Source organism: Bacteriovorax sp. Seq25_V, assembly GCF_000447795.1.
Lineage (GTDB): Bacteria > Bdellovibrionota > Bacteriovoracia > Bacteriovoracales > Bacteriovoracaceae > Halobacteriovorax_A.
In genome coordinates this window covers 81,671-105,872 of the sequence record NZ_AUNI01000020.1, presented here as the reverse complement: position 1 = coordinate 105,872, position 24,202 = coordinate 81,671, and the positions used below count along the sequence as shown (strand labels likewise).

Here is a 24,202-nt window from a genome sequence, read left to right as displayed (position 1 = left end):
TCCTTATTTAATAAATAATATCTACATTATTATAAATTTTATATTACGAGAAGTTAAGTTATTAAAACCATGTGCTTTATGATAAATAACTGCCATGCAAGTAAATGTAAAATTCCTCGATAATCTCAGGCTTGAAGCTAGTTTCGACGACTTCAAAATAACAACCGATCAACCTATCCGATACAAAGGCGATGGGACGGCGCCAAGTCCATTTGACTACTTCCTCGCCTCTTCTGCTCTATGTGCGGCTTACTTTGTTAAAGTTTACTGTGTCTCGCGTGATATTCCGACAGAAGATATTCGTGTGAGCCAAAACAATATTATCGATCCAGAAAATCGCTACAATCAAATTTTTGATATACAAATTGAATTACCTGCAAGTATCTCAGAAAAAGATCGTGAAGGAATTCTTCGCGCCATGGATCGCTGTACGGTTAAGAAAGTAATTCAAAATTCTCCAGAATTTAAAATCAATCCAAAAGATGTCCTTGGTACTGACGCAGGTCTAATGTATGACCCGGGAACTAATCCAGATGCAAGAACAATGATTCTTGGAAAGGATTGCTCATTAGAAGAAACAATCCAAAAGATGACATCTCTTATTTCGGGACTTGGAATAAAAATCGAAGTAGCCTCGTGGAGAAATCCTGTTCCTCACGTTTGGTCTGTTCATATTCGTGATGCTGACTCTCCTATGTGCTACACAAATGGAAAGGGTGCAACGAAAGATGCGGCCCTGGCATCTGCGCTTGGTGAGTATCTTGAAAGAATTAGTAATAACTATTTCTACAATGACTACTACCTAGGAGAAGAAATCGCTAACGGTGACTTCGTTCACTACCAAGACGAGAAGTGGTTTAAAATTCCAGCTGATGATTCAATTCCAGAAGGATTAATGGATGAAACTTTATTAAATGCTTATGGCAATGACGGAGAGCTTGCTGCTTCAAATCTTGTCGATACAAACTCAGGAAATAAAGAGCGCGGAATATGTGCTCTTCCATATACTCGTTGGTCAGATAAGGAAAAAGTTTATATCCCTGTTAACCTAATTGGAAACCTCTATGTGAGTAATGGAATGAGTGCGGGAAATACAATCTATGAGGCACGTGTACAGTGTCTCTCAGAAATTTTTGAAAGAGCAGTAAAGAACGAAATCATCATGGATGAAATTACTCTTCCAGATGTACCAAAGAGTGTACTTCAAAGATACCCAACAATACTTGAAGGAATCGAAAAATTAGAAGAACAAGGCTACCCAGTGCTCGTAAAAGACGCTTCCCTTGGAGGACGATTTCCTGTGATGTGTGTAACTTTAATGAACCCACGTAACGGTGGTGTATTTGCTTCTTTTGGTGCACACCCAAAGTTTGAAGTGGCGCTCGAGCGAAGCCTGACAGAGCTTTTACAAGGCCGAAGCTTTGAGGGATTAAACGATATTATGCCTCCAACATTCAATGAATTTGCGGTTAGAGAGCATAATAATATTATTGATCACTTTATCGATTCAACAGGAGTGGTCTCTTGGAAATTTTTTAGCGAAACAGCTGATTATGAATTTTCAGATTGGGATTTCTCTGGAAATACTGAACAAGAGTTTAATTACCTCATGGGAATTCTTGAAGAGTTAGGTAAAGAAGTATACATCGCAGACTATGAAGAGCTTGGCTGCAAGGCTTGTCGTATTCTTGTGCCTGAATATTCAGAAATCTACCTTAGCGAAGACCTCATTTGGGATAATAATAATCAGGCCCTTACTTATCGTGAAGATATTCTTAATATCCATCGGCTTGAAAGAAGACAGCTAAAAAAACTTCTTTCTAATCTTGATGAGAGTGAACTTGATGATAATATGCCAATTTCTGAACTGATTGGTATTAGCTTTGATGAGAACTCTCCTTGGGGTCAATTAACTATCGGAGAACTAAAATGCCTGATTCATCTTGCCCTTGAAAACCACTTAGAGGCCAAGGAGTATGCTGAGTCATTAATGGCATTCAACGACTTTACAGCGACAAGAAAAAGGTTCTATCAAGTTCTTAATATTATCCTTGATATAGAAATCAATGATGAGCTTGAACTATCTGACTATCTTCCAAATTTAACTCGTATGTTTGGAGCTGAAGTAATAAGTAATACAACAAAGTCAGTTAGTGGTGAGATTAAATTCTTTGGACTTACAGAAACAAATATGAAGCTAGAAGGTCTTGAAAAGCATCAAATGCTCATTGATAGCTACAAAAAGCTGCAAGTCGCGAGAAGAAACTATGTTAAAATGTAAGCATGGAAAAACAATATAAGAACTTCAAAGAATTCTATCCTTTCTATCTCTCTCAACATGAGAATAAAATATGTAGAGTACTACACTTTGTAGGCTCTACGGTTGTTCTCGTAATATTAGTTTTTGCTATCTCAACACAAACATATAAAGCTTTATTCTCTCTTCCAATAGCAGGATATGGTTTTGCATGGGTTGGACATTTTTTCTTTGAAAAGAATCGACCAGCGACATTCACTTACCCAGTGTATAGTCTAATTGGCGATTGGGTGATGTACTATCAGTTACTCACGAGGAAAATAAATTTCTAAAAAAAATGGGCCCCTATAGGCCCATCACTAAACATTAAAATCTTAAAGTGCTTCGCAGTCTGCACGGTATTCAACACCTTTTGCATCTCTAATTTTAGAAGCTAACTTTCCTTTGTAATTTAAAAGAAGGTTTACATAAACATGATCATCACTCTGATCAACAGATAGAGCACGGTAGGCCATAAAATCATCTGTAACTGTATCTCTTAGCATTTGAAATTTTGCATCACGAGTTACATTCTCAAGAGATGTAAAAGCTCCGTTTTGACCTGCTCGCTTAGTTTGAACATCATATGTAATTGTTCCATCTTCAGTATCAAGTGAACCTTGCATCGAAAATGTATTAACATAGACGAGATCAGATGCCGTACATTTGAAATCAAATGAATCTGCAAATGAATTGAATGAAATTAGTGCAAACACTAAAGGAATTAGTTTCATATGTCCCCCAAATAAAGTTTAAGGAGTTATAGCATATGATCGTAATCCCTCTAGTAAATTGTAATATCTACAGACTAAAGCTCGGGATAATCAGTATATCCAAGCTCACCTTTAGCGTAGAAAGTATCATAAACTGGCTCATTTAACTTAGCTCCAGTCTCAAACCTCTTAACCAGGTCAGGATTGCAGATAAAAGGAACTCCAAATGAAACAGCGTCTGCAAGACCTGATTCAATGGCCTGCTCAGCAGACTCCTTAGTAAACTTCTCATTAGCAATAAAGACACCTTTAAAAAGTTCTCGAAGCTTAGGAGAGATACTATCCTCTGCTTGATGTTCACGTGTAAAAATAAAAGCGATATTACGTTTATCAAGTTCTTTTACAACGTATCCAAAAGTTTCAAGAGGGTTTGAATCTCCCATATCATGACTATCGCAACGAGGAGCAAGGTGAACCCCAACTCTATCCGCGCCCCATACCGAAATAGCGGCATCAGTTGCTTCAAGAAGAAGTCTTGCTCTATTTTCTAAACTTCCACCATATTCATCTTCTCGTTTATTCGTTGAATCTTGCAGGAATTGATCAAGAAGATATCCGTTAGCCGCGTGTATTTCCACACCATCAAAACCTGCATCTTTTGCATTATTTGCGGCCACTTCATAGGCCTTTACTATTTCTTTAATTTCCTCTGTCTCTAAAGCGCGTGGCGTCTCATATTCTGTAATTGGTCTAATGAGAGAAACATGACCAGAGGGCTTGATTGCAGAAGGTGCAACAGGAAGCTCTCCTCCAAGAAAACTAGAGTGTGAAATCCTTCCTACGTGCCATAGCTGCATAAAGATTTTTCCACCTTTATCATGCACAGCTTTTGTAACTTTCTTCCATCCGTCTACTTGTTGTTCATTCCAAATTCCGGGAGTATCTGCATAACCTACGCCCATTGGTACAATTGAAGTTGCTTCTGTTAAAATCAATCCTGCATCAGCACGCTGAGCGTAGTACTTTGCCATTAAATCATTTGGAGTTCTTTCAACTCCAGCACGAGCACGAGTTAGTGGCGCCATGATAATTCTGTTTTTTAATTCGAGATCACCTAGTTTTAGTTTTGTAAAAAGTTGACTCATATTTCCTCCATTAATTATGTGCAAGTTTATGCTTAATTTCTTCTTTTAATATTTTTGATTCAGTTAAAAAGTATAAAAGCCCTATAACAGGCAGAGAGAAGCCCACCATACTAGTTAGTGGCCAACCACCTTTAACAAAAGACCATGCGCCAAGAGCTGAACCAATCGCCCCTCCGATAAAAATAGTTGCAACATGTAGCCCATTCACTCGACTTCTAATTTCAGCAGGTAGAGAGAATATAACTCTTTGACCTAGAACGAGATTTGCAGTAACTCCAGCGTCAAGCAAGATGGCACAGAAAACAAGTAGTCCAAATACAATATTGCGATCAGCAAAGTGTAAGTGCCCGAGTAAAAAAGCTAAGCTTGCACTCGACATCGCCACGACCGTTCCCATACTAATATGACCCCTATCCGCAACTTTCCCTGAAAGTGGTGCAACGATTGCGCCTGCAACACCTGCGAGTGCAAAGATTGCAATTTCAGTTTGAGTAAATCCCATATCACTGCCCATCAAGTAGAGCGGACTGGCCGTCCAAAAAATACAAAATGCAGAGAACATCGACGCCTGATAGATTGAGCGGCGTCTAAGAATTTTTTCTGTCTTATAAATGTGATACATAGACGTCAAAAGGTTACGATATTTTAGATCTTTCTTATCTGGATATTTCTTAGGCATTACGGTCGCAAGTGCGATCATTACAAGAACCATAATCACTGCTGAAACAATAAAGATCGTATGCCACGAGAAGAGGTCAGTAAGATAACTTGAAAGAGGTCGAGAAAGCATAATTCCAATCATTAGCCCACTCATCAGTGTTCCAACAACTTGTCCCCTTCTTTGCGGCTCAACTAAGTGTGATGTATATGGAACAACAACCTGTGCAGCAGACGCTCCTAGTCCAGTGACGAGAGCGGCCAGTAAATATGAATAGATATCACCAGCAAAGGCAAGACCTATAACTCCAAAGATTGTGACTACAATCATCGAAAGAACAAGTTTCTTCACTTCCATAATATCTCCAAGAGGAACAAGTAAGAGAACCCCTACTCCGTAGCCCGCTTGAATTAGTGTCACAATTAAACCTGATGCCGAAACAGAAAAGCCTACAGAATCTGCAATTAGTGCAATAATTGGCTGAGCATAATAAAGATTAGCGGCCAGAGCACCTACAGTTAGGGCAAGGAGGAAAATTGTTTTTTTCGATAAAAATTGCTGATTAATATGAACCTCTTTGTTCGATAGATGTCTAACAATAAGCCTGTATTTGCTTTAATGCAAGAACTTTGTTAGATATATATCTAACAATGAAAAAAATTGATAAAATTCCATTAGATCAAATCATGAAGGCCTTGGGTGATCCCATTAGGCTAAGTGTAATTAAACAGCTTCTAAATGCTGAAAATCAAGAGATGACTTGTGGCTCTTTCGAGTACTGTGTTCAAAAGGCAACATTCTCTCACCATATTAAAATTCTCAAAGATGCCCATATTTTGTGTGAGAGAATTGAAGGCGTGAAAAAATATCTCTCGATAAATTCTGATGTTTACAATTCTTATCCAGAAATTTTAGAAGCCATTAGAAAGACTCGCTGCAAATAGCCTGTCCCTACTTATAACAGCTATTCTAATGTCATTGCACTTAAGAGACAAAGAAAACGCTCTTTAGATTTAACTGTCTCAGTGAAAATTGCAAAGCTCTAAGAAGCAAGATCGGAGTGATAATATTTGGCTCAAAGTGACTCGTAAAGTTGCCCTTACGAGAAAGATTCTATAAATTAAAAGAATGAAACTTCTTAATTTTGACCTCAATTCATATGATGCACTCCTCTTTGATCTCGACGGAACAGTTGTCGACTCCGTAGAAATACACGATCAAGCATGGGTCGACACTTTTAGAGATTATGGTGTGACAGTGGACTTTGATTTTCTAAAAAAGACTACTGGGATGGCGAGCACAAGAATTGTTAGAATCGTTAACGAAACATTCAAAGTACAGCTCGATCCAAATAAATTAGCGACAGAAAAAAGAAACCGTTACCTTCAAAATCTTCCAAATGTAAAACTCATTGATCCTGTAGTTAGTATTTTGAAGAATTACTATGGAAAAACTCCTATGGCAGCGATTACTGGAGGTAGTCATCAAGTTGTTGACATGCTCCTTCCCAAATTAGGGATAGATCATTTTTTCCAAGCTGTAGTATGCTCTGATGACACTGAAAAAGGTAAAGATAGTACTGAACCTTATGAGCTTGCATGCAAGAGCCTAGGAGTTCAAATGAATAAGTGTCTCTTCCTTGATGATGGCGATATTGGCCTGACAGGAGCAAAGCTTGCGGGAATGGATACCATTCTTGTGGACATTCACCACCCCGATATATTTTTATATGCAACAATTTGATGCATCCCCATAGCCACAACAAAAAGGTAAGATGAAAAAATGTTAGGAAATCTGAAATATCTACTCTTCGCAATGACCCTCATCGGTGGAATTAGCTTTTCAATTTTAAAGCTCGAACCTGGCCGCGACTTTAATCCAAACAGCTACTCACTTACAACACCGACAGGTCAGATTACGCTCGATGAACTTAGGAAAAAAGAACAACTTGTCATTTTATATTTTGGCTTTCTGACTTGTCCCGAAGCCTGCCCAACAACACTTAGTCTCATGTCGAGAGTTTTCAAAGAACTCACTCAAGAAGAGAAAGATCGAATTACTTTTCTTTTTATTGGAGTTGATCCAGAACGAGATAGTCTCGAAGACATGACAACCTATGCCCATTACTTTGATAAGAAAATCACCCCAGTAATGATTCCATTACAAGACCTTCAAAATTTCACGTATAAATTTGGTATCTCAGTCTATAAAATGCCAATTGAGTCCTCGATGGCTTACACGATTGATCATACAACTGATATGATTATTATTTCTCCAAAAGGCGAAATACTTCCATCAATTCAACATGGCCAACCCAAAGTGGTTGTTCTTGATAAACTTAAAACAATACTTAATGCTTATGGAGCAAAGAAATGAAATTAATAAAAATTATTACACTAGTACTTGTATCTTTAACATCTCTTGCAATGGATGAAATTCACGTCGTAAACCCAACGATTAAAATTCTTCCTCCGGGTTCAACTATGACATCAATTTCGATGAATATTATGAATCACTCAAAAAAAGATATTAAACTTCTTGGTGCGACTGGTGAATTTGCGAAAACATTTGAACTACATTCAATGGAAATGAGTAATGGCATGATGAAGATGAGAAAAGTTGATCAAATTGAAATCAAAAAAGATAGCTCTGTTGAACTCAAGTCTGGTGGTTATCATGTCATGGTTTTCGGTCTTAAATCCCCACTTAAAGAAGATCAAGTAGTGAACTTAAAACTTCTATTTGATGATAATAAGGAAGTAACTGTAGATGTTAAGGCAAAGTCTCAGATGAGTTCAGACAATTCAGGTCATGGACATCATCACTAGACGAAGTACTATTTTGCTCGGTTTCGTAACAATTACTATAGAGTGGCCTCTTCAAGAATTTAAGGCATAGAGTATGCGATTAAAACACTTTAATCGCTCAACCTCTTGCTTGATACACTGTGAATATTTATATTTTTAGTAAACAGTAAACTCAATGCTTGCCCCTGCAATAGAAGCTCCAAAAGCGAACTCGATTCCACCCATAAAACATGCTCCCTTTCCTAGAAATACACCAGCGGAGCCACCAATAAAAGGATCGGCTTGAACATGCCCTCCATAGAATTTTTCACCATCTCGTATATTTTTTCTAAGCGGGCAAGAAATTAGAACACCTTTTAAAAAGTTTTGCCTCCATCCAATTCCTTTTGTAATGACATTGGCACTGATTACCACATTATCGTGTCTCTTACTTAATTGTATACAATCCAATTCAAACTCACCATCTAATCCAATATGTGAATCCTCTCCATTAGTGTGTGGTTCCGATGAACAGCTCAAAAGAACAGCGTTGGAATTAAGGCCGATAATTAGTGAAATCGCTGCTAGTAATTTTTTCATTTCTCTCTCCGTGTACAGTTGTTTGTACGCTTAATATCCATAATTCATTTAGCCCTGACCAGGACATCTGTTGACAATAACTAGCACTTTTCGTCAACATAGGAATTATTTCTCCAGCGTGAAAGATAGGACAGGTCTGATGGGCGTTATCGAAATGAGTGACGATATAATTGAAACAAAGAGGAGGAAGCTCCTCAATTGTCTCCAAAAATACAGCAATGGATAGTCGATATTCTTTCGGCTAGGAAAAGAGGAAAGAATAGTTCAACTTCTTAGACTTCAGAATTATTAACAGCATCTTCAAAGTTTTCATACTCTCCTGAGCATGCCTTATTATCTGAAGCTTGCGCACGATATTTATCCTGGTACTCCTTATAAATTTCTTGTCTACGTTTTGAAAGATTTAAAACGATATCTTTTGCCTTAAAATGATCACAATCGGGACTATTCATACTTATCTTTTTATTTTCCCAACAATTTGCCTCAATGGCCTGCTTTCTTAAATCTGAAGTTAGATTAGATATTTCATTTCTCAAGTCACCTGCTATTTGTGATGCAACTGCAGAACTACAAAGTGTATTTGAACCTCCAGAAATTTCTCTTAACATCTTAGCTCCTTGAACAACACTTTTTAGTCCAGAGCCAGATGAAGAAGCTGACTTCGAAAATGACTCAGTCCCTGGAGATAAATGATCAGAGTCTTTACCACCACTTTCACTACCAGCAATCTTTTTGCCCTGATTATTTCTCAAGGTAGTTTTCATCGTGGTCTGCTTTGACGAATCTATCCAAGATATTTGTCCCTTCGACTTATCTTTAAAAACTGGATTTCCTTCACCATCTACTTCAGGAACAAATTTATTACTATCACAGTTAACGTAAACACGATAACCACCCCTAACATACTTTGCTTGTGAATCAAGACTGAAAACATACCATGCAGTTGTATTTAAGTTTTCTCCATTAGGACCAACTTGAGCAAATGTTTGATTATTAATATAGCGCCCATGGAATTTTTTAGCCCAATCGGCTTCTTTACTGATTCGTTCCTTTAAAAAATCTGGGGCCTTTCCATTTTCCATCGCAATTGGGAAAGTATATACACACTGGATGTTGTAATCTTTTTGCCCGTCACACATGTAAGTGGGAGGGTTACCATGTAGAGCGATTGGATTAGATGTACACTCTCTTTCATAGGGATAAGTCTCTTTGCACTCTTTATTAATTTTTTGTTCTAGAGAAATTTTCTTAGGAAAAAATTCACGTTGAGTATCATAACAGGCCTGATTGATACATTGATTGTAGCTTACCATCTGTTTAGCATAAGGCTCTTCCCTACTTCCAATACTAATCAACCCATCATCGGCCAACACTGAAGGAGTATAAGAGTCAAGACTGCAAAGAATTTTCAGACTTGGATTTGTTAGGTTACGTGAATGATGAATACCGGCCCAATCAATTTTTCTTCCACAGTTATTCTTATCAAGTTCGAGGTTACCCCACAAATCAGCATTTGAAAGACACTCAGTTTGATCACCTTTATTTTTCAGGCACTCCCTTTTCATTGATTTAACTCGTAGCTCAACTTCAAAACAATTCTTATCATTTCCTTGAAGGGCCTTGTCAGTACACCCTACAAGTTTCTTATAAAATGTTTCATTAAAATTTGCGAACAACTCAAATCTCTCAAATTGGGCCTGCCCCTGTTGTTCACAGTACGGTTTTCCCTTATAGTTTGGAAGATAGATATTATTCGGACTATAAACTTCTTCAAGTGAAAGAAATTCAAAATTATTCAAATCAGTCTTATCTTCTTTTACAGATTGTGAAACTGTAACATCAGAGTATCCAGAGCACTTCTTCTCATTTTGACCTGAGCTAGAAGCGAGGCCATTGAATTCATTTTTAAATTCTTCGATAGTTGCTTGTCCAGAGTATAGCTTCCATAAGCGATGTATAAAATTTGGATCACTATCATCCCGATCAACTTTCAAATTTTCACAATAAGCTCTTTTCAGTAAATTATAATTTTCCAAAATAGTTTTATCAGAGCTTACTTTTGAACACTTTTGGTCTGTCCCTTTTGTACCATTACCCCCGCCGGCCGTTCTAGCATAGATTTGTACATCAGTTAGAATCTGTGAAAGTTTGATGCCATTGGCGCGGAACAAATTAACATGAGACTTATAAAGATTAGTTAAACCTGGGGGCGTATTATTTCCTCTTTCATATCCCATCACGGGTGCATAACCAAAGGTTTCACAATAAATTGCCGTAATAACAACATCAGGCTTTACAAGTGCTTTTGCTGATATAGCGATTAACAATACAAGAAGGTACTTCATTAAAACTCCATATTTATAAGTACCAATTATTGTAAACGAAATAGAACTCAAGTAGTAAAAAGAATGATATTGCCGATGGAAAATCAGGTAGATAACACTACTATTCTAAGGAAAAAATGGCATTTCTTGTGCCAATAAATAAGCACAAGAATTAAAGCTATCTGAAAGTAAGGTATTTATTCTAAAATGTATCCATCTGCACATTCTGGCCAATTTTCATCACCATTAGAGCATCCCGATCTCTTTGCGGAATTGCGATCGTCATCCTTATTACTCCAGCAGTCGTATGTTAGAGTTGGTGCCATATCATGATAATTAAAATACTTACAAACCTTAGTCTCTGAAAAGCAGACGATTACGTTCTGATCTTCTATTTTTGTTTGCTTACAAATATCTTGAGCAAAAGATTGAAATCCAATTATTAAAAAAAATGTCATTGCACTGATTTTTTGAATCATGTCTAACTCCTAAAATTTAAAACTAATAAGTGCCCCAGGAACAAATGTGTAGACAGCATCCATAGCATCAACATTTCCGCGACCGCCAGAATCATATACTTCTTTTCCAAGCCCTGCAAGTAAGGCGGCTCCAGCTCCAGTCAACGCACAAATAAGCCTATTGTCATCTCCGTTGTAGATTTTCTCACACAACTTTGTAGCACCAAGCCCAATCACGGCCCCCACAAGAGCATGCTTCTTTTTATCTTCAGGTGCCTGAAGGGTTGTATGTAAAACAGTCGCTACAAGTGCAATATTGAGTGAAGTTTGAAAGGCTGGTTCATCAAAAAGAGATGTCTTCTTTGGCCCATCACAATTGATAATTTCATGATTAACTCGACTACTTTCCAAGAGATCACCTCGGCGAATATCAATACCACCAATAGTAATAATCTCATCTTCATATGATTTGACAGTCATATATTCTTGAAGAGTTGGTTGCTTAAATTTGAATTCCTCAGCAATAGAAGAAAACATTAGGGTAAAAATTAATAGTAGTTTTAGAATTTTCATACTTAAATCTAAAGCAATGCCCATGCCAAAGAAATGGCTAAAATGATAAGAAAAACGATGTATTTTTGTAGGTTTATCTAGTCGTATGACCAAATAATTGACAGCCCGCGCGTATAAACTCGCTTATGTTTTCCAAAAATATGGCAAATAGTAGAAGGGACAAATTTCTCGATGATAATTAATTGAACTCGATGTTTCTATATATTTTAGAGAACTAGATCGCAACCAACTTTTGGCGTTTCAATCATGCCACTTCTCCTCCCAAAGCAGCCCCTTGTCCTTCATCTCTTTATTTCTTGCTGCGTGCTGGGGATAGTATATTTTATCTCCTACAGGATCACACTCACCGACACAGAGATAAAAGATAAAGTCAGAAGTTTTATTAATCAAAGTGTGAGCAATACCGGACCCGGCCTTAAAATCAATCCCATCAAAAGGTTTTGCAGAAAACTCATTACTATCTAATAAAACCGTTGGTTCCCCCTCAAGGACAAAAACAAATTCTTCTTCTACTGAGTGAGCATGTGGCCATGAGGTTCTTTTCCCCACAGGTACTCTCTCAAGCCAAATGGCGATATTCTTCAAACCAAAGGGACGACTTAAACATACACCATTGCCAAATGTCTCACTATCTCCAGGATATGAGTAACTTTCATCTGTCAAATTAGCATATCCATTTAGAGTGGTAATTGAATCATCATATTCATCAGATTTAACAGTCCCTGGTAATCCAAGATGAGTTCCAAGCACCTGCTTTGGCATATCATCCCACCATTTCACTCCACAAACATCTTTCAAGCTTGGGTCGAGGTGAAAGTGATACTGATTTTCACTTTTAGTTCTCTCTCCAGAAACAAAGAGCTCACAAGGAATTTCATAGTTATTAATAAAACAATGACCAACACCTGTCCCCGAGGGAAATCCGATGCAATCACCTTTTTTCATTGTTTTAATTTTTCCATTCAGCCAAAGATCAATTTGTCCAGAGATCACAAAAACAAATTCCTCTTCCATACTTTCAGCATGAGGCTCTGAAGTTCGATATCCAGATGGTATTTTAAAGTAATGTGCGGCAACACGTTTTAATCCAAAATATTTAGATAAGTTCGCATTTGTGCCTGCTATTTTTAATTCTTCATTATAAAGTTCTGTAAAAATATCACTAGAATTGATTATGTGACCATTAGCTGCAGGTAGATACTTTCCTTGTTCCGCAACGAGAGAGGCCTTTGCGACTTCAAGCGGCAACCAGTAGTAGTTAAATATTTCACCATTATCTTCGTCCAAAGACTTAACTTGATGAGTCCATGAATCAGGTAGTCCATTTGTCACAAGTGAGAATACATGTCTTTGATGAGTTTCACCCTTATAAGAAGCATCATGTTCAAAAACACCTAAGTGAATATCCATTGCTTCGAAAACGAGGCCTGACTCTTCCTCTATTTCCCTTAACACTGCGAAAGAGGGCTTTTCGTTCTCATCAATTGTTCCAGAAGGCACTTGAGGATTTACTTCCGAAACCCCTGGATGGTCAAAAACAAGAACCTCAAGAAGTCCATTTACTTCCCTAAAAATATAAGCAAGAACTTTTTCCTTTGATATCATTTCTTTATGTCCTCAGTTATTGTTTTAAAGTCTATAGAATGATCGAAATATCAGCAATTAATAAAGTCTGACAATTCATTGCCATTCTTACGAAGTAATCTCGTGAGGATAAGAAATCCTCACTGATTATTTTTTTTTATACAATTAATAAGCTCAGGTGCATTATGAGAGCTTTCTAGACACGATTCAACTTCGGACTCGGACATATATGAACGAGAAAGTTCTTTGAGAGAAATGAGGTGTCTGCCATTTCCAACAAGATACTCTGCTGCGATTTCGAAATAAAACATTAGAACAAAGACTGATAAATGAGAGCTCGTATCAGCTCTCATCATATCAAAGCTAAACATTCACTTATTTGATTCTTTCTCTAGTCTCACATGGTAAGAGTTTGGCTCATACTCATAAGCGGCACCAGTAATTAAATCTGTTGTACTTAAATCCCAAAAGATATTAAGTAGCGCTGTCGCATCGTAAACTTTTTCAAGAGGCTTTGTTACTGAATTATAACCATCTTTCTTTATAATAATCGTGTCATACATATTTTTTTTAAGTTTTACTGTTAAAGGTGTCATACCGCGTGAAGTACCATCAATAATAACTTCCGCACCAGATGGTTCAGATGTAAAAGTAACGGTCTGACTTGTTCCCTTAATTACTCCAGCACAACCGGTAAAGATAACTAAAGCAATTACTGCGGCACTAATTTTTTTTAACATTCTCTCTCCTTAATTGTTAAAATTATTATACAATCAAGGTATATGAAATCCGCTTTAAAATCTATAATATGTTCTCTGCTTCTAATTGTGTCGCTTAAAATACATGCGAACTCTATTCCTTCATCGTTCAAAAAGCTTTACTACACTAACGATAACGATATATCACAAATCAAGAATCAAGAATTCTTTACTTTCAGCAAGGACATGAGCAAGGAATTTTTTTCCTTTCAAGAAGCAATAAACAAACAAGACCAGAACTCAAGAGCGCTTGCATGTGCCTTTCCTGCGCGTTATCTCACACTAAAGGAAAATATTAAATCAACACCTGTTTATGATTTAAAAAAATGTGTGGGACTACAAAGTTTTCTAGAAAATATTCCCGGAGAGCACCTAAGTATTCTTTTAACCTCAGAGTACTTTAATGCTCCATCATCAGCTTTTGGCCATATCATGCTCTCAATACATCAAAACTCAGAAATTCAGCTAACAGATAAGGCAATACATTTTTCCGCATTAACGAACAAGAGTGATGGCTTTCTCATGTATTCCGCCAGAGGGTTAACTGGAGGTTATCCTGGTTATTACATCGTTGAACCTATCTTTAAGAAGTTTCATGAATATTCTAATAAAGAACAACGCTATCTTTTCTCGACGGAGTTATCTTTAACAAGTAAACAGCTATTACTATTTAAATACCATCTCTATGAACTTGATAAGGCGCAATTTGACTATTATTTTCTAAATCAAAATTGTGCTTATCGGATTGATGCTCTACTAAGTACTATTCTAGAATCCAATGCAACAGAGAACTATCTATACACTCTTCCGAGCAGTGTTTTCAATAAATACAGTAATGGGAAAGCAAATTCGAAGAAAATTCTCCCTTATTCTACAATCGCAAAATTCTACATCGATCAACTAAGCAGCACAAAAAAAAATGAACTAGAAATGATTATTAATGGATCGAAAAAAATTTCAATCGACACAGATCCCAGCATAGGAACAGCTTATTTTTACTATGCACAATATAAATTTAAACGAGAAGGAATTTATGACAATTCCTATAAAGACAATATGAGAATTATTCATATTAAGACAACTGAAATCCACGATCAAATATCTTCCCCAAGAGAAAGAGATAATACTTTTCTAGTATCTCTAGGAGCTAGATACAATTCAGATTATACAGGCTTACTTAAAATTCGTCCTGTCCTAATAGATAGGTTTTCATTTCAAAATAGGTCACTCAGTGAAACACAACTAAAAGTACTTGAAACTCAATTTAGCTATAATAAGAAATTAAGACTAGATGAACTCAATCTCATTACCCTAACACTTTTTCAACCTTATCATCGCTTCTTTAAAGACACTTCTTGGCAATTTAGTTCTAGCCTCCAAAGAATGAGTAATGAACAAAACTTAAACAATCTCACATATTTTGGAATAGGACACACTTATGAATTCCTTACATATTTTAATTACTTCGTTAATATTGGAAATCAAGAAATGGAAAACTTTTGGAATCCTTACTTATCAGTCGAAACAAATCTTTTTGGTTATCTTGGAAGTAATTTGAAATATGGACTTAACTATGAATACCGTCAATTTAAAGATGAGCACATGACGATCTTGAAATCTTACTTGAATTGGAAATTGACTAAGAATAAGCAATTACTTTTCGAAACTAAGAAATATAAGAAATCTTCTTTGACTACAGTAATTAATCTTCGATTTCTTCTTTAAATAATCATAAGACCCTCAATCCACCGCACAAATTCAAAAAACACGCTTTCAATATTATTTATTTAGTGTATGATACTGCCATGAGAATAGCTTTGTTACTTGCTCTTACACTATTAGTTAGTAGTCCACTACCTAGCGTGGCAATGGAACCTATTTCTCTGATCACTGAAGAATGGCCTCCCTATAATTATACTGAAAACAATGTCATCACAGGTTATTCAACTGAACTTGTACAACTAATAATAAAAGAACTTGGCATTAAAGAGGATATAAAGATTTATCCTAGTATGCGCGCGACTCAAACTTTAGAAACATCTAAGCGTACAATGCTATTCTCATTTATCAAAACTAAAGAAAGAGAAAAACGATATAAGTGGATCGGCCCTTTTGGTTCTCAGTCCATACATTTTTACAAAAGAAAAAATAGCTCACTAGTAATTCAATCGATCGCTGATGCAAAGAAAGTAAATTCAATCTGCAGTAGAAGTGGCGGCCTAATCTTTAACAAACTAAACGAGCTTGGTTTTAAGAATCTAGATACGAGCACAAGAGCTAAAAGTATTTACCTTAAAACGATAATAGGCCGTTGTGACCTTGCCATCAGTGAAACAGCACTAGGCTATATTCATTGGATGAAAGAATTGAATCAACCATTGGATGTCCTTAAAGAAACCCCTGTTAAAGTTACAGAAGCTCCTCTGTATATTGTAGCGACCAAAGATATTCCAGATAGTGAAATAGAAATGTGGCAAAAGGCACTTAAAAAAGTTATTAACTCAAAGGAGTATATAAAAATCGCGAATAAGTATGGTCTTTAGTTTAGGTCTTTCCAGCTTGCATTGGTTTTACTTGTAAGTACGTGATCCTGCCATTTCCCGGCGATCAAAAGGTAATTTTCAGCAACTCCATGTTCAGTAAAGCCAAGGCGTTTCAAAACATTTCCACTACGCTCATTACTTGGAATATAGTTCGCTTCTATTCGATGAAAGTTTAATTCATCAAATATATAACGAATCGATTCTTCTAATGCTTCTGTCATCAAACCCTGCCCTTCAAATTTCTGTCCCAACTTGTATCCAAGACGACAACATTGAAAAGGCCCTCTTTCAAAACCTGTAAAGTTGGCCATGCCAATTAATTCATTTGAGCTTTTAAGAAATATATTAAGGCGTAGAGATTTTTGATTTTCAAATTCCCTAATTGCTTGAAGGTTTTTTTCTCTCCAAAACTCTTGAGTATAAAAACCATCTGGCTTCTTTGGGTCCCAAGGAGCAAGGAAATTTTCGTTCTCTTTATAAAACTCAACAATCTGATCTTCACTCCCAACAGATGGAAGTGTAAGAATCATTCTTTTAGTTTCTAATTGTAGTGTCATCTGAAAATTATAGAATAATTTTGAAATAAATGCATTTCTAAAGACCTATCAATCATTTGTTCAATGCCAATTCTCTTGCGTGACCGTAATAGTCACGACCTAAATGTAGCCTTTTATTAAACGGCCCCTATGCTTGAAAACAGAAATTCGAGTAAATAGCCAGAATTTATCCGATATAGACGAACATCAGAATTTTATAAAACTATCTAGCCTAAAAGAATGGCATGACCACTTTTAATAATAATAGAGGTTTACCTTCATAAATGGCTTATCAATAAAGATTAATTAACTCAAAGGTTGAAATCGACTCTTTCATGAATGTATAATTACTTATACGTCATTTAGCAAATAAGAGTCGCCACAATGGAAGAAAGAGCACAGAAAAAAAATGTTTTCATCAAATATCTATTCCTTATAGTTGGACTTACACTTTCTGGGTGGTTCTTTAAATTAACATACGAGAAGCAGAGATTAAACGCAAGCTCAGGAATTAGAAAACAACTCGAGCAGTCGTATTCCAAGATAAATTCCGACTTAAGTGTGTCAACGGAAGTACTATACTCTCTTTCTAATCTTCTTAATACATTTCCTGACCTAAATGCATATGAATTTAATCAGTTTACTAAAAACTTGAGCACGAGAAAAGATGCTATCTTGATGATTGAATGGCAGCCTCGTGTATTTGAAAAAGATAGAATAGAATTCGAGGTGAAAGCAAGAAAGAAAGGTGTAACAAATTTCAAGATCGTTGAACCAGACGGTGATGGAAAACTAATCACAGCAAAAGATCGCGAGGAACATTTCCCAGTCCTCTATGGAATTACAACAAGAGGTCACAGTCTTTCAATAGGTCTTGATCTTGCGTGGTCGCCAGAGCGTATGCAGTCAAAGTATAAGTCTAGAGATACTGGAAGGCCGATGGCATCTAATACGTTTAGAGTTGTGCATTCAAATACAAATCAGAACTCTGCACCAGGTTTCGCGATAACTCTTCCTGTATATGAAGGGAACTTTATCCCTCAAGATATTGAAGCCCGTCGCGCGAAACTAAAAGGATATCTTGCCTCAGTTATTTATCTCGAAAATTTCTTAGGTCCAATTACTGAAGATATTAGAAAAAATGATCTTGAAATTCTTATTACCGATCTCGCAACAAATGAAGTCATTTCCAAGAAGATAGAACCGCCATCTGCAATTCTGAGTGAAATAAGAGAAATCGATATTTACGGCCAGAAATGGAGACTAGAAGTATTTGCTACAGATAAGTTTCTTTCTAACTATATGGATATTCCACAGTACTTATTTCCGACGGCGCTCTTTCTTTTTACATTAATCCTTTATTTCTTTCTCACACAAAAAGAAAAACAAAACAGGGAATTACTTAAGACGAGATCCGAGCTACAAAATGCCCTTAGAGAAGCAAATGTGGCAACACATTCCAAGATGATCTTTTTAGCGAATATGAGTCATGAAATTCGCACTCCGATGAATGCCATTCTGGGATATTCAAATCTCATAAAGAATGAGCCTGATGAGAACACCCGCCTCGACTACATTGAGAGGATGGAAAAAAGTGGTCATCATCTTTTAAAAATTCTCGAAGATATTCTCCATGTATCAAGTCACGAAGTAAGTAAGATTAAGCTTAGAAATGATGATTTTAAGCTTCACGAGCTAATTCATGATGTTAATAATATCATTATGACCAAGTTCTCAGACACAAATGTTCAATTTGAATGTATTGTCGAGGCGGATGACATCAATCTACATGGAGATCCAGTAAGGCTACGTCAGGTCTTAATTAATTTACTAAATAATGCATATAAGTTTACGGAAGAAGGGTTTATCAGATTAACATGTAAAAATGTTAAAGCTGATAATGGTGAATATCTCGTAACTTTTAGTGTTTCAGACAGTGGCGTTGGTATTGATGAAAAGTATCTTGCGAATATTTTTAGTCCCTTTAGCCAAGAAGATGAAACCTTTAGACGCAATCAAGGTGGCGTAGGACTTGGACTTTCTATCGTTAACAATATTATTGAAATGATGGGGGGAACAATTAGTGTTAATTCGACAAAAGGAAGAGGAACATCTTTTACACTCGAAATACCATTTACTGATGCAAAAGTAAGTAGCGAAAATGTCCCTACCGTTGTCGAGAAAGAAATATTAAAAGAAACTGAATCAACACTTCGCGGAAAACGTATACTTGCAGCAGAGGATGATGAGGATGCAAAATTTCTTCTAAAAGTCTATCTCAATGGTCAAGATTTTGAAGTTGATTATGTCACCAATGGAGTAGAACTTTTAGAGAGATATAAAGAAACCCAATATGATCTGATACTAACAGATATTCAAATGCCGGAACTTGATGGATTAAGTGCCGTTAAAATTTTAAGAGATAGCGAAGACAAAACGCCCATTATCATTATGAGTGCCCATGCACTACCAGAAGAGAATGAGCGCGGGCTCAAGGCCGGTGCCAATGATTTTATCACCAAGCCACTTAATAAAGAGAACCTCATTGCTGCAATCAAGAGACAATTGAGTTCTCCATCAATTTAGTTTGTAATATAGACAAATAAAAAGGCCACAGACGTGGCCTAGAAATAGAAAATTGCTTCTGATTTAAAAAATAATTTAGAAAATATACGCGTAACTTAAACTCATTGATTGGGTTTTTGTTTCTGTGTCATATTTGTTCTCGTCACTAGAAATATACCCATTCGTCTGCTTAGACTTAACAGTACCGATAGAAAAAGAACCGCTAAAAGAATGTCCTTTTGTGTCATTACCGTAAGCGAAGTTAAATGTATTTTCTAAACGAGCTTCCGAGTTACCTTGAAACGCCAGTAGGTTATATAAAATCCCTCTGTGCATGAAAAAACCATTTTGAATATAACGGCCAGTATAACCTAACTTTAGTTTTCCAAAAATTGTTTCAACCGTACCTTCTACCATCGAAGGAGTTACCTTTCCTGTCTCTCTCTGCATTGCTTTCATATATTTTATGTAACCAACTTCTGCCCTAAGAAGCTTCGTCGAAAAACCAACACCACCACCAATTCTATCATCCGAAGGAGTAGTTCCTCCCCCTTCAGCTGTTTCGGCACCACCTTTGGTCTTCAGTGAACTCTTAGTATAAAAAAGACCGAAATCAAGACCGAGGTTAAAGGCAAAACCAGCAGTTAAAGCTGTTAGTTCATTTTCTTGTTTAATATTGAAAGCTTGTTTGGAACCAGCAACATCTAACTCATAACTATTTTTATCTTCAGCAGTTGCCTTCACAACACTAACACCAAAACCTTTCCAGATTCCTAGTCCTACATTGATAAGAGTTAATGAAGACTCCGACTTGTTTTTTTGAGCGATAGCTGTGTTATTGGGTGCTTTTATATCATTTGTACGACCACCCGATCCTGTCTCACCAAATATCTCAAGAGTTGGTCCACCTCCAGCACCTCCGTAGAAACCGCTAAAGTTAGTAATTTCAACAGTGGCCTCATAGCTCGACCCCGCTCCGGCAGCTCCTGCAGAAAGGTCTTTTTGAGTAATTTTAATATCATCCTTCTTTGCAAGAAATGATAATGCACGTGATGTTCTTCCAGAAATAACTCCAGGATTGGTAGAAATCATTTCTTTAAACATTGATGCACTTGTTAAACTTGCATGGGTAGGTGTTACTAATAGTGGTAAAATAAGATACTTCATTAATTTCATCAAAAAATCCTCTTAAGATATTTAGTCAGATAATTTTACACGACAAAAAAAAATATTTCACTAAGTACGTTTTGCCTGACAAAAGAAATCCAGTATTATACCTTATTTTTTTGATTCAAAGATTAATGCTATTAGATACTTAGCTCTATAAAGACTGAGAAAAGCCATGTTAATTTTATTTCGTCACACGTGTGACTAAGTAAACTGTATTCATATCTTAAAAGAAGCAATTCAATACTTATTGCAAGGAGTTTATGTAATACTCTTTTAGGAAAGGAACCATTTCAAGAACCGCTTCTTGTGATGGCGAGTTTGTATTTATCAAAAAGGCAAATTTCTTATCGAGACCTACAATCGCATATGAGTAATTAAGTGTATTTGATCCTGCATGAATTAGTAATATTCCAGACCAATCTCGACTAACCTTTCCCCATGCACCAAAAGTGTAATCATCAAGATTTACTTTGCTTATAAACGCTCTTCCCTCAGGGCTTAGATATTTACTATTTTTTCCAACATTCATAACAAACCAAATAAACTTGGCCCAATCACCCTGACCACAGCTTATTCCTCCCGCAGGGCTTAATGCTGGTGGATTATCTGAGCCTATTAACTTTGGGTCTTGTGGAATATATTTTCCATCAACGAACTGATGTGCCCAAGGCTGTGATGAATTATCATTTCTACCAGCTGGACCATATGAACAAGAGTTCATTTCAAAAGGTTTAAACAGTTTTGTCGTTAGAACTTCTTCAAATGGCCTAGATTCAACTTTTTCAATAATTTGCCCAAGAAGCATGTATCCAATATTACTGTAGATAAATTCAGAGCCCGCTTTAGCTGTTCGCTTAGCTGTATTTAGGAAATTAATTGCAATGTCTCTTCCTTGAGATGGAGTGATATCAAATGAAAACATACTCCCCCAAGGCCCGCCCTCGACATTGGCCTTTATGCCACCAGTATGTGATAAGAGGTGTTTGATTTTTATATCAGCGAATTTTTTTGCATCAAGAGTCTTTAAATATTTTGTAATTGAATCCTCAACACTAAGCTTTCCTTCATCCTGTAGCTTCAAAATCAAAGTCGCAGTAAATGCTTTACCACACGAACCAAGGTGAAATGAATCAGTCTCTTTGATTTTATCATCTTCGCCACTTTTTCTAACACCAAAGCTCGACTGAACTAGAATTTTTTCTTGTGACAGAACCATGACAGATAATGATGGGATATTATATTTCTTAACTACATCTCTAACTTTATCATCAATATTTGCCATCGTATTATTGCCTATAATTAGTAATCCTATTAATGTGAACTTCTTAATTTGATATAGAGAAATCATAAATTTTATCTCGTGGTCTTAAAGTTTTTTTATTTTATTAAAAGTATAGGTTCATAAGTAAGTATTGACAATGGACCAGTGGTTCTTAGAAATTGAATTTGTACTTTTACTTTCGAGTTACATTGAATTTCTTCACTAAAAATACGCAGGCGGTTCAAATGAATCATCGTATTCCCCAAAGCACATACATACCGACTTTCTATACTTTTGATATTTTTCAGGTAAAGTCATAAAACCAAATCTTTCATAAAATGGCGCATCAATATCTGAATATAAAAATATCGGATGCCCAGATATTTTATATACTCCTATTACGTCTGTTAATAGTTTTGATCCATATCCCTTTTTTCTTTCATAGGGACAAGTAGCAATAGAACCAATCCCGAAAGATTGGTCCTTGAATTTATAGACAATTAACGAGCTAACAATGTGGCCATTATCTTCTAAAATCCACCACTGTCCTTTTTTATATTTCTCTGACTTAAAGCAAGTTTCTAAATACTCTGTCTCACTCATGTTATCTGACCAAACATCTTGCCCCATAAGAAATATACTCTGATACTCAATTTCTTTAGCTTTTCTACTAATCATTAGAGTCTCCAAGAGGTAAATCAACAAAGCACTCATACCTCATAGGTCTTCTCCCATTGGATTTCGCCGTTTTAAATGACGGCAAATTGTGGGCGTCGATTGTTCCCCAGACAAGTTCATGTTCAACAGTATTTGATACTATAAATTTTCTCTGGATCGCCTTAGCAAGTCCCTTACCTTTCCACTTTTTAGAAATAAATATTTCATGAAAATAAATTCCGTCATGCCCAAGTAGTTTACTCCTCTCTCCGGCGATCAAACCAATTCTCTCTCCTTGAAATTCAACATAAAAAAGTAATCCCTCCTCTAGTGAATCTCTCATTGAATCAACGCTATTTACAGTTACCTTCTGACTTAACTCTGGAGAAGATTCGTGGAACTCTTTGTAGCCGCTTTCATACCAGTCATAGTAAGAATCATCAGTTATTTTAGTAAAAGTTAAATCACTCTCTAGTGACCATTCATCCAAGAGTTTCATTTTCTTTGATGTCGACACCATATAAATAGAGCCAAAAAAATCTGCATCGATTTGATCTCTAGACCAAAAACTTAGAAACTTTGGTTTAAACACCTCAAACTCATGTCGAACTTTCTCATATACTTCCAAGGCCTCTGCCTTAGAGTATATTTGATAGTTAGGAGTAAGCTGAACAAATGGCAAATCAGGATTTCCACCCATATGACGAATACCATAAATAACTTTCCTGCCTGAGTCTAAGAGCAGTACCTTTTCGAAATAGTCTTCTGGCTTTGCTCCCTCAATTTTAAAGTGATCGTTTCTTGCCTTCTTAGTTTCCTCAGAGTTCAAATCTTCAAATTCGGAAGAAATGTCATCTTTTAAACCAATAAGAGCCTTTTCTCTATCAATGCTAAATTCTTTTAGATCAAACGTATCCAAAACAGCCTTAGCAAATAGCTGCATATCATTTTCCTGTAATGTCATTGTAATACCCTTTAAATTAGTTAAAAATTAAACTTAAAATAAAGAACAAAAATGGATAGCTATATTATTCTAGAAGACCCAAAGATGTTCTTTTTGAAATGATGTTTGAATTTTTCATGAGAACCTCCTTGGTGTTGAAGTTATAATTTAAACTTTATTACTCATATAGTCAATGCTCGAACTACCCGACATCAAGAGCAACATTAAATAATCCTCATCAAATTCGACCGGTTAGCGGCAATAGTGAAGTTCTTCGTACTTTTTGATTTTCACTATATTTCATTCAATTTCACGGTATTTCATGAAAAAGGTGAGTATGGTGAGCATAGGCAATATGCCTGTACTAATCCAAGTAGTAACAATTCATCCCTCTCCTATCATCCTGATAAATTTCAAAGAAATTATCTTGTAACAAAGGATGGAAAAATGAGTTTATTAAATGATCTATTTAAAGGGAGAACTATTCTTTCTATTTTAGCATTAGCCCAACATGGCTTTACAGTTGAATACATGGCCCGTCGAAAAGACGATTTTCTTGGAGTTGTTAGTAACTACAATTGGAATGAAATAGAGAATTAGTCTCTATTTCTATTCTCCTAACATTTTCTCGA

General features: G+C 36.2%; 25 protein-coding genes. 10 read left to right on the top strand and 15 right to left on the bottom strand.

The genetic code is table 11. The features are described 5' to 3' along the window. The first annotated feature begins 94 nt into the window (after positions 1 to 94). Positions 95 to 2,281: an OsmC domain/YcaO domain-containing protein gene (locus M900_RS13180; protein WP_021275509.1), complete on the top strand. Its 2,187-nt coding sequence runs from the start codon at positions 95 to 97 to the stop codon at positions 2,279 to 2,281. A gap of 2 nt (positions 2,282 to 2,283) precedes the next feature. Continuing rightward, positions 2,284 to 2,589 (top strand): DUF962 domain-containing protein, encoded by a 306-nt coding sequence (locus M900_RS13175; RefSeq protein ID WP_034732780.1) that lies wholly within the window; start codon positions 2,284 to 2,286, stop codon positions 2,587 to 2,589. A gap of 42 nt (positions 2,590 to 2,631) precedes the next feature. Here the strand turns inward: M900_RS13175 and M900_RS13170 are convergent, their stop codons facing one another. The 3 genes from M900_RS13170 to M900_RS13160 form a co-directional block, all read right to left on the bottom strand. Then, positions 2,632 to 3,030 carry a hypothetical protein gene (locus tag M900_RS13170; RefSeq protein WP_021275353.1) on the bottom strand — a complete coding sequence of 133 codons (399 nt, stop codon included), beginning with the start codon at positions 3,028 to 3,030 and terminating at the stop codon, positions 2,632 to 2,634. Between the two features lie 74 nt (positions 3,031 to 3,104). Next, positions 3,105 to 4,154 carry an alkene reductase gene (locus M900_RS13165; RefSeq protein ID WP_021275566.1) on the bottom strand — a complete coding sequence of 350 codons (1,050 nt, stop codon included), beginning with the start codon at positions 4,152 to 4,154 and terminating at the stop codon, positions 3,105 to 3,107. A gap of 10 nt (positions 4,155 to 4,164) precedes the next feature. Next, positions 4,165 to 5,349: an MFS transporter gene (locus M900_RS13160; RefSeq protein ID WP_052600825.1), complete on the bottom strand. Its 1,185-nt coding sequence runs from the start codon at positions 5,347 to 5,349 to the stop codon at positions 4,165 to 4,167. Positions 5,350 to 5,462: 113 nt separating this feature from the next. Here M900_RS13160 and M900_RS13155 point away from each other — a divergent pair, with 113 nt between their 5' ends. The 4 genes from M900_RS13155 (at position 5,463) to M900_RS13140 (ending at position 7,640) form a co-directional block, all read left to right on the top strand. Further along, the gene (locus tag M900_RS13155) at positions 5,463 to 5,756 is read left to right on the top strand and encodes a helix-turn-helix transcriptional regulator (RefSeq protein WP_021275474.1); all 294 of its coding nucleotides are present in this window, start codon (positions 5,463 to 5,465) and stop codon (positions 5,754 to 5,756) included. A 184-nt stretch (positions 5,757 to 5,940) separates the two neighbouring features. Beyond that, positions 5,941 to 6,555, top strand: coding sequence for an HAD family phosphatase (locus tag M900_RS13150; RefSeq protein ID WP_021275366.1), 615 nt, complete (start codon positions 5,941 to 5,943; stop codon positions 6,553 to 6,555). Between the two features lie 39 nt (positions 6,556 to 6,594). After that, complete coding sequence (locus M900_RS13145; RefSeq protein WP_021275578.1) at positions 6,595 to 7,188, top strand: SCO family protein; 594 nt, start codon at positions 6,595 to 6,597, stop codon at positions 7,186 to 7,188. After that, entirely contained in the window at positions 7,185 to 7,640 is a 456-nt protein-coding gene (locus tag M900_RS13140) for a copper chaperone PCu(A)C (RefSeq protein ID WP_021275500.1), read from the top strand. Before M900_RS13145 ends, M900_RS13140 begins: the two co-directional genes overlap by 4 nt. A gap of 135 nt (positions 7,641 to 7,775) precedes the next feature. Here M900_RS13140 and M900_RS13135 read toward each other — a convergent pair whose 3' ends face one another. The 7 genes from M900_RS13135 to M900_RS13100 form a co-directional block, all read right to left on the bottom strand. Then, entirely contained in the window at positions 7,776 to 8,198 is a 423-nt protein-coding gene (locus tag M900_RS13135; RefSeq protein ID WP_021275466.1) for a hypothetical protein, read from the bottom strand. Between the two features lie 272 nt (positions 8,199 to 8,470). Further along, a complete protein-coding gene (locus M900_RS13130) occupies positions 8,471 to 10,543 on the bottom strand; it encodes a hypothetical protein (protein WP_021275293.1) in 2,073 nt (690 codons plus the stop codon). A gap of 176 nt (positions 10,544 to 10,719) precedes the next feature. Further along, a complete protein-coding gene (locus M900_RS13125) occupies positions 10,720 to 11,001 on the bottom strand; it encodes a hypothetical protein (RefSeq protein ID WP_021275556.1) in 282 nt (93 codons plus the stop codon). A gap of 9 nt (positions 11,002 to 11,010) precedes the next feature. Further along, positions 11,011 to 11,553, bottom strand: a complete 543-nt coding sequence (locus tag M900_RS13120; RefSeq protein WP_021275645.1) for a hypothetical protein — start codon at positions 11,551 to 11,553, stop codon at positions 11,011 to 11,013. Positions 11,554 to 11,793: 240 nt separating this feature from the next. After that, positions 11,794 to 13,158, bottom strand: coding sequence for a cupin domain-containing protein (locus tag M900_RS17320; RefSeq protein ID WP_021275350.1), 1,365 nt, complete (start codon positions 13,156 to 13,158; stop codon positions 11,794 to 11,796). 119 nt (positions 13,159 to 13,277) lie between these two features. After that, complete coding sequence (locus tag M900_RS13105) at positions 13,278 to 13,508, bottom strand: hypothetical protein (protein WP_034732778.1); 231 nt, start codon at positions 13,506 to 13,508, stop codon at positions 13,278 to 13,280. Beyond that, positions 13,509 to 13,877 carry a PEGA domain-containing protein gene (locus M900_RS13100; protein WP_021275464.1) on the bottom strand — a complete coding sequence of 123 codons (369 nt, stop codon included), beginning with the start codon at positions 13,875 to 13,877 and terminating at the stop codon, positions 13,509 to 13,511. A gap of 87 nt (positions 13,878 to 13,964) precedes the next feature. On the opposite strand from M900_RS13100, the gene M900_RS13095 reads away from it, so the two are divergent. Together M900_RS13095 and M900_RS13090 are read left to right on the top strand one after the other, a co-directional pair. Continuing rightward, complete coding sequence (locus tag M900_RS13095; RefSeq protein ID WP_157680662.1) at positions 13,965 to 15,620, top strand: DUF4105 domain-containing protein; 1,656 nt, start codon at positions 13,965 to 13,967, stop codon at positions 15,618 to 15,620. Positions 15,621 to 15,700: 80 nt separating this feature from the next. Then, positions 15,701 to 16,438: an ABC transporter substrate-binding protein gene (locus M900_RS13090; protein ID WP_034732775.1), complete on the top strand. Its 738-nt coding sequence runs from the start codon at positions 15,701 to 15,703 to the stop codon at positions 16,436 to 16,438. On the opposite strand, the gene M900_RS13085 is transcribed toward M900_RS13090, so the two are convergent. Continuing rightward, the gene (locus M900_RS13085; protein WP_034732774.1) at positions 16,435 to 16,995 is read right to left on the bottom strand and encodes a GNAT family N-acetyltransferase; all 561 of its coding nucleotides are present in this window, start codon (positions 16,993 to 16,995) and stop codon (positions 16,435 to 16,437) included. The genes M900_RS13090 and M900_RS13085 overlap by 4 nt on opposite strands. A 363-nt stretch (positions 16,996 to 17,358) precedes the next feature. Between M900_RS13085 and M900_RS13080 the strand changes: the two genes are divergently transcribed. Beyond that, positions 17,359 to 19,560: a CHASE domain-containing protein gene (locus M900_RS13080; RefSeq protein ID WP_021275472.1), complete on the top strand. Its 2,202-nt coding sequence runs from the start codon at positions 17,359 to 17,361 to the stop codon at positions 19,558 to 19,560. 75 nt (positions 19,561 to 19,635) lie between these two features. Here the strand turns inward: M900_RS13080 and M900_RS13075 are convergent, their stop codons facing one another. From M900_RS13075 to M900_RS13060, 4 genes are all read right to left on the bottom strand, one after another. After that, on the bottom strand, positions 19,636 to 20,715 hold the full coding sequence (locus M900_RS13075) for a hypothetical protein (protein ID WP_021275282.1): 1,080 nt from the start codon (positions 20,713 to 20,715) through the stop codon (positions 19,636 to 19,638). 238 nt (positions 20,716 to 20,953) lie between these two features. Further along, positions 20,954 to 22,057 (bottom strand): serine hydrolase, encoded by a 1,104-nt coding sequence (locus M900_RS13070; RefSeq protein ID WP_021275640.1) that lies wholly within the window; start codon positions 22,055 to 22,057, stop codon positions 20,954 to 20,956. Between the two features lie 135 nt (positions 22,058 to 22,192). Beyond that, the gene (locus M900_RS13065; protein WP_021275491.1) at positions 22,193 to 22,648 is read right to left on the bottom strand and encodes a GNAT family N-acetyltransferase; all 456 of its coding nucleotides are present in this window, start codon (positions 22,646 to 22,648) and stop codon (positions 22,193 to 22,195) included. Next, positions 22,641 to 23,591, bottom strand: coding sequence for a hypothetical protein (locus M900_RS13060; RefSeq protein ID WP_034732773.1), 951 nt, complete (start codon positions 23,589 to 23,591; stop codon positions 22,641 to 22,643). Before M900_RS13060 ends, M900_RS13065 begins: the two co-directional genes overlap by 8 nt. 243 nt (positions 23,592 to 23,834) lie before the next feature. Between M900_RS13060 and M900_RS13055 the strand changes: the two genes are divergently transcribed. Continuing rightward, the gene (locus M900_RS13055) at positions 23,835 to 24,170 is read left to right on the top strand and encodes a hypothetical protein (protein WP_034732772.1); all 336 of its coding nucleotides are present in this window, start codon (positions 23,835 to 23,837) and stop codon (positions 24,168 to 24,170) included. The last annotated feature ends 32 nt before the right edge of the window (positions 24,171 to 24,202 follow it).

What these genes read in the sequence shown, in the direction of transcription:
- M900_RS13180 (WP_021275509.1), top strand. Translation starts at nt 95, where the DNA reads ATGCAAGTAAATGTAAAATTCCTCGATAATCTCAGGCTTGAAGCTAGT.
- M900_RS13175 (WP_034732780.1), top strand. Translation starts at nt 2,284, where the DNA reads ATGGAAAAACAATATAAGAACTTCAAAGAATTCTATCCTTTCTATCTC.
- M900_RS13170 (WP_021275353.1), bottom strand. Translation starts at nt 3,030, where the DNA reads ATGAAACTAATTCCTTTAGTGTTTGCACTAATTTCATTCAATTCATTT.
- M900_RS13165 (WP_021275566.1), bottom strand. Translation starts at nt 4,154, where the DNA reads ATGAGTCAACTTTTTACAAAACTAAAACTAGGTGATCTCGAATTAAAA.
- M900_RS13155 (WP_021275474.1), top strand. Translation starts at nt 5,463, where the DNA reads ATGAAAAAAATTGATAAAATTCCATTAGATCAAATCATGAAGGCCTTG.
- M900_RS13150 (WP_021275366.1), top strand. Translation starts at nt 5,941, where the DNA reads ATGAAACTTCTTAATTTTGACCTCAATTCATATGATGCACTCCTCTTT.
- M900_RS13145 (WP_021275578.1), top strand. Translation starts at nt 6,595, where the DNA reads ATGTTAGGAAATCTGAAATATCTACTCTTCGCAATGACCCTCATCGGT.
- M900_RS13140 (WP_021275500.1), top strand. Translation starts at nt 7,185, where the DNA reads ATGAAATTAATAAAAATTATTACACTAGTACTTGTATCTTTAACATCT.
- M900_RS13135 (WP_021275466.1), bottom strand. Translation starts at nt 8,198, where the DNA reads ATGAAAAAATTACTAGCAGCGATTTCACTAATTATCGGCCTTAATTCC.
- M900_RS13130 (WP_021275293.1), bottom strand. Translation starts at nt 10,543, where the DNA reads ATGAAGTACCTTCTTGTATTGTTAATCGCTATATCAGCAAAAGCACTT.
- M900_RS13125 (WP_021275556.1), bottom strand. Translation starts at nt 11,001, where the DNA reads ATGATTCAAAAAATCAGTGCAATGACATTTTTTTTAATAATTGGATTT.
- M900_RS13120 (WP_021275645.1), bottom strand. Translation starts at nt 11,553, where the DNA reads ATGAAAATTCTAAAACTACTATTAATTTTTACCCTAATGTTTTCTTCT.
- M900_RS17320 (WP_021275350.1), bottom strand. Translation starts at nt 13,158, where the DNA reads ATGATATCAAAGGAAAAAGTTCTTGCTTATATTTTTAGGGAAGTAAAT.
- M900_RS13105 (WP_034732778.1), bottom strand. Translation starts at nt 13,508, where the DNA reads ATGTTTAGCTTTGATATGATGAGAGCTGATACGAGCTCTCATTTATCA.
- M900_RS13100 (WP_021275464.1), bottom strand. Translation starts at nt 13,877, where the DNA reads ATGTTAAAAAAAATTAGTGCCGCAGTAATTGCTTTAGTTATCTTTACC.
- M900_RS13090 (WP_034732775.1), top strand. Translation starts at nt 15,701, where the DNA reads ATGAGAATAGCTTTGTTACTTGCTCTTACACTATTAGTTAGTAGTCCA.
- M900_RS13085 (WP_034732774.1), bottom strand. Translation starts at nt 16,995, where the DNA reads ATGACACTACAATTAGAAACTAAAAGAATGATTCTTACACTTCCATCT.
- M900_RS13080 (WP_021275472.1), top strand. Translation starts at nt 17,359, where the DNA reads ATGGAAGAAAGAGCACAGAAAAAAAATGTTTTCATCAAATATCTATTC.
- M900_RS13075 (WP_021275282.1), bottom strand. Translation starts at nt 20,715, where the DNA reads ATGAAATTAATGAAGTATCTTATTTTACCACTATTAGTAACACCTACC.
- M900_RS13070 (WP_021275640.1), bottom strand. Translation starts at nt 22,057, where the DNA reads ATGATTTCTCTATATCAAATTAAGAAGTTCACATTAATAGGATTACTA.
- M900_RS13065 (WP_021275491.1), bottom strand. Translation starts at nt 22,648, where the DNA reads ATGATTAGTAGAAAAGCTAAAGAAATTGAGTATCAGAGTATATTTCTT.
- M900_RS13060 (WP_034732773.1), bottom strand. Translation starts at nt 23,591, where the DNA reads ATGACATTACAGGAAAATGATATGCAGCTATTTGCTAAGGCTGTTTTG.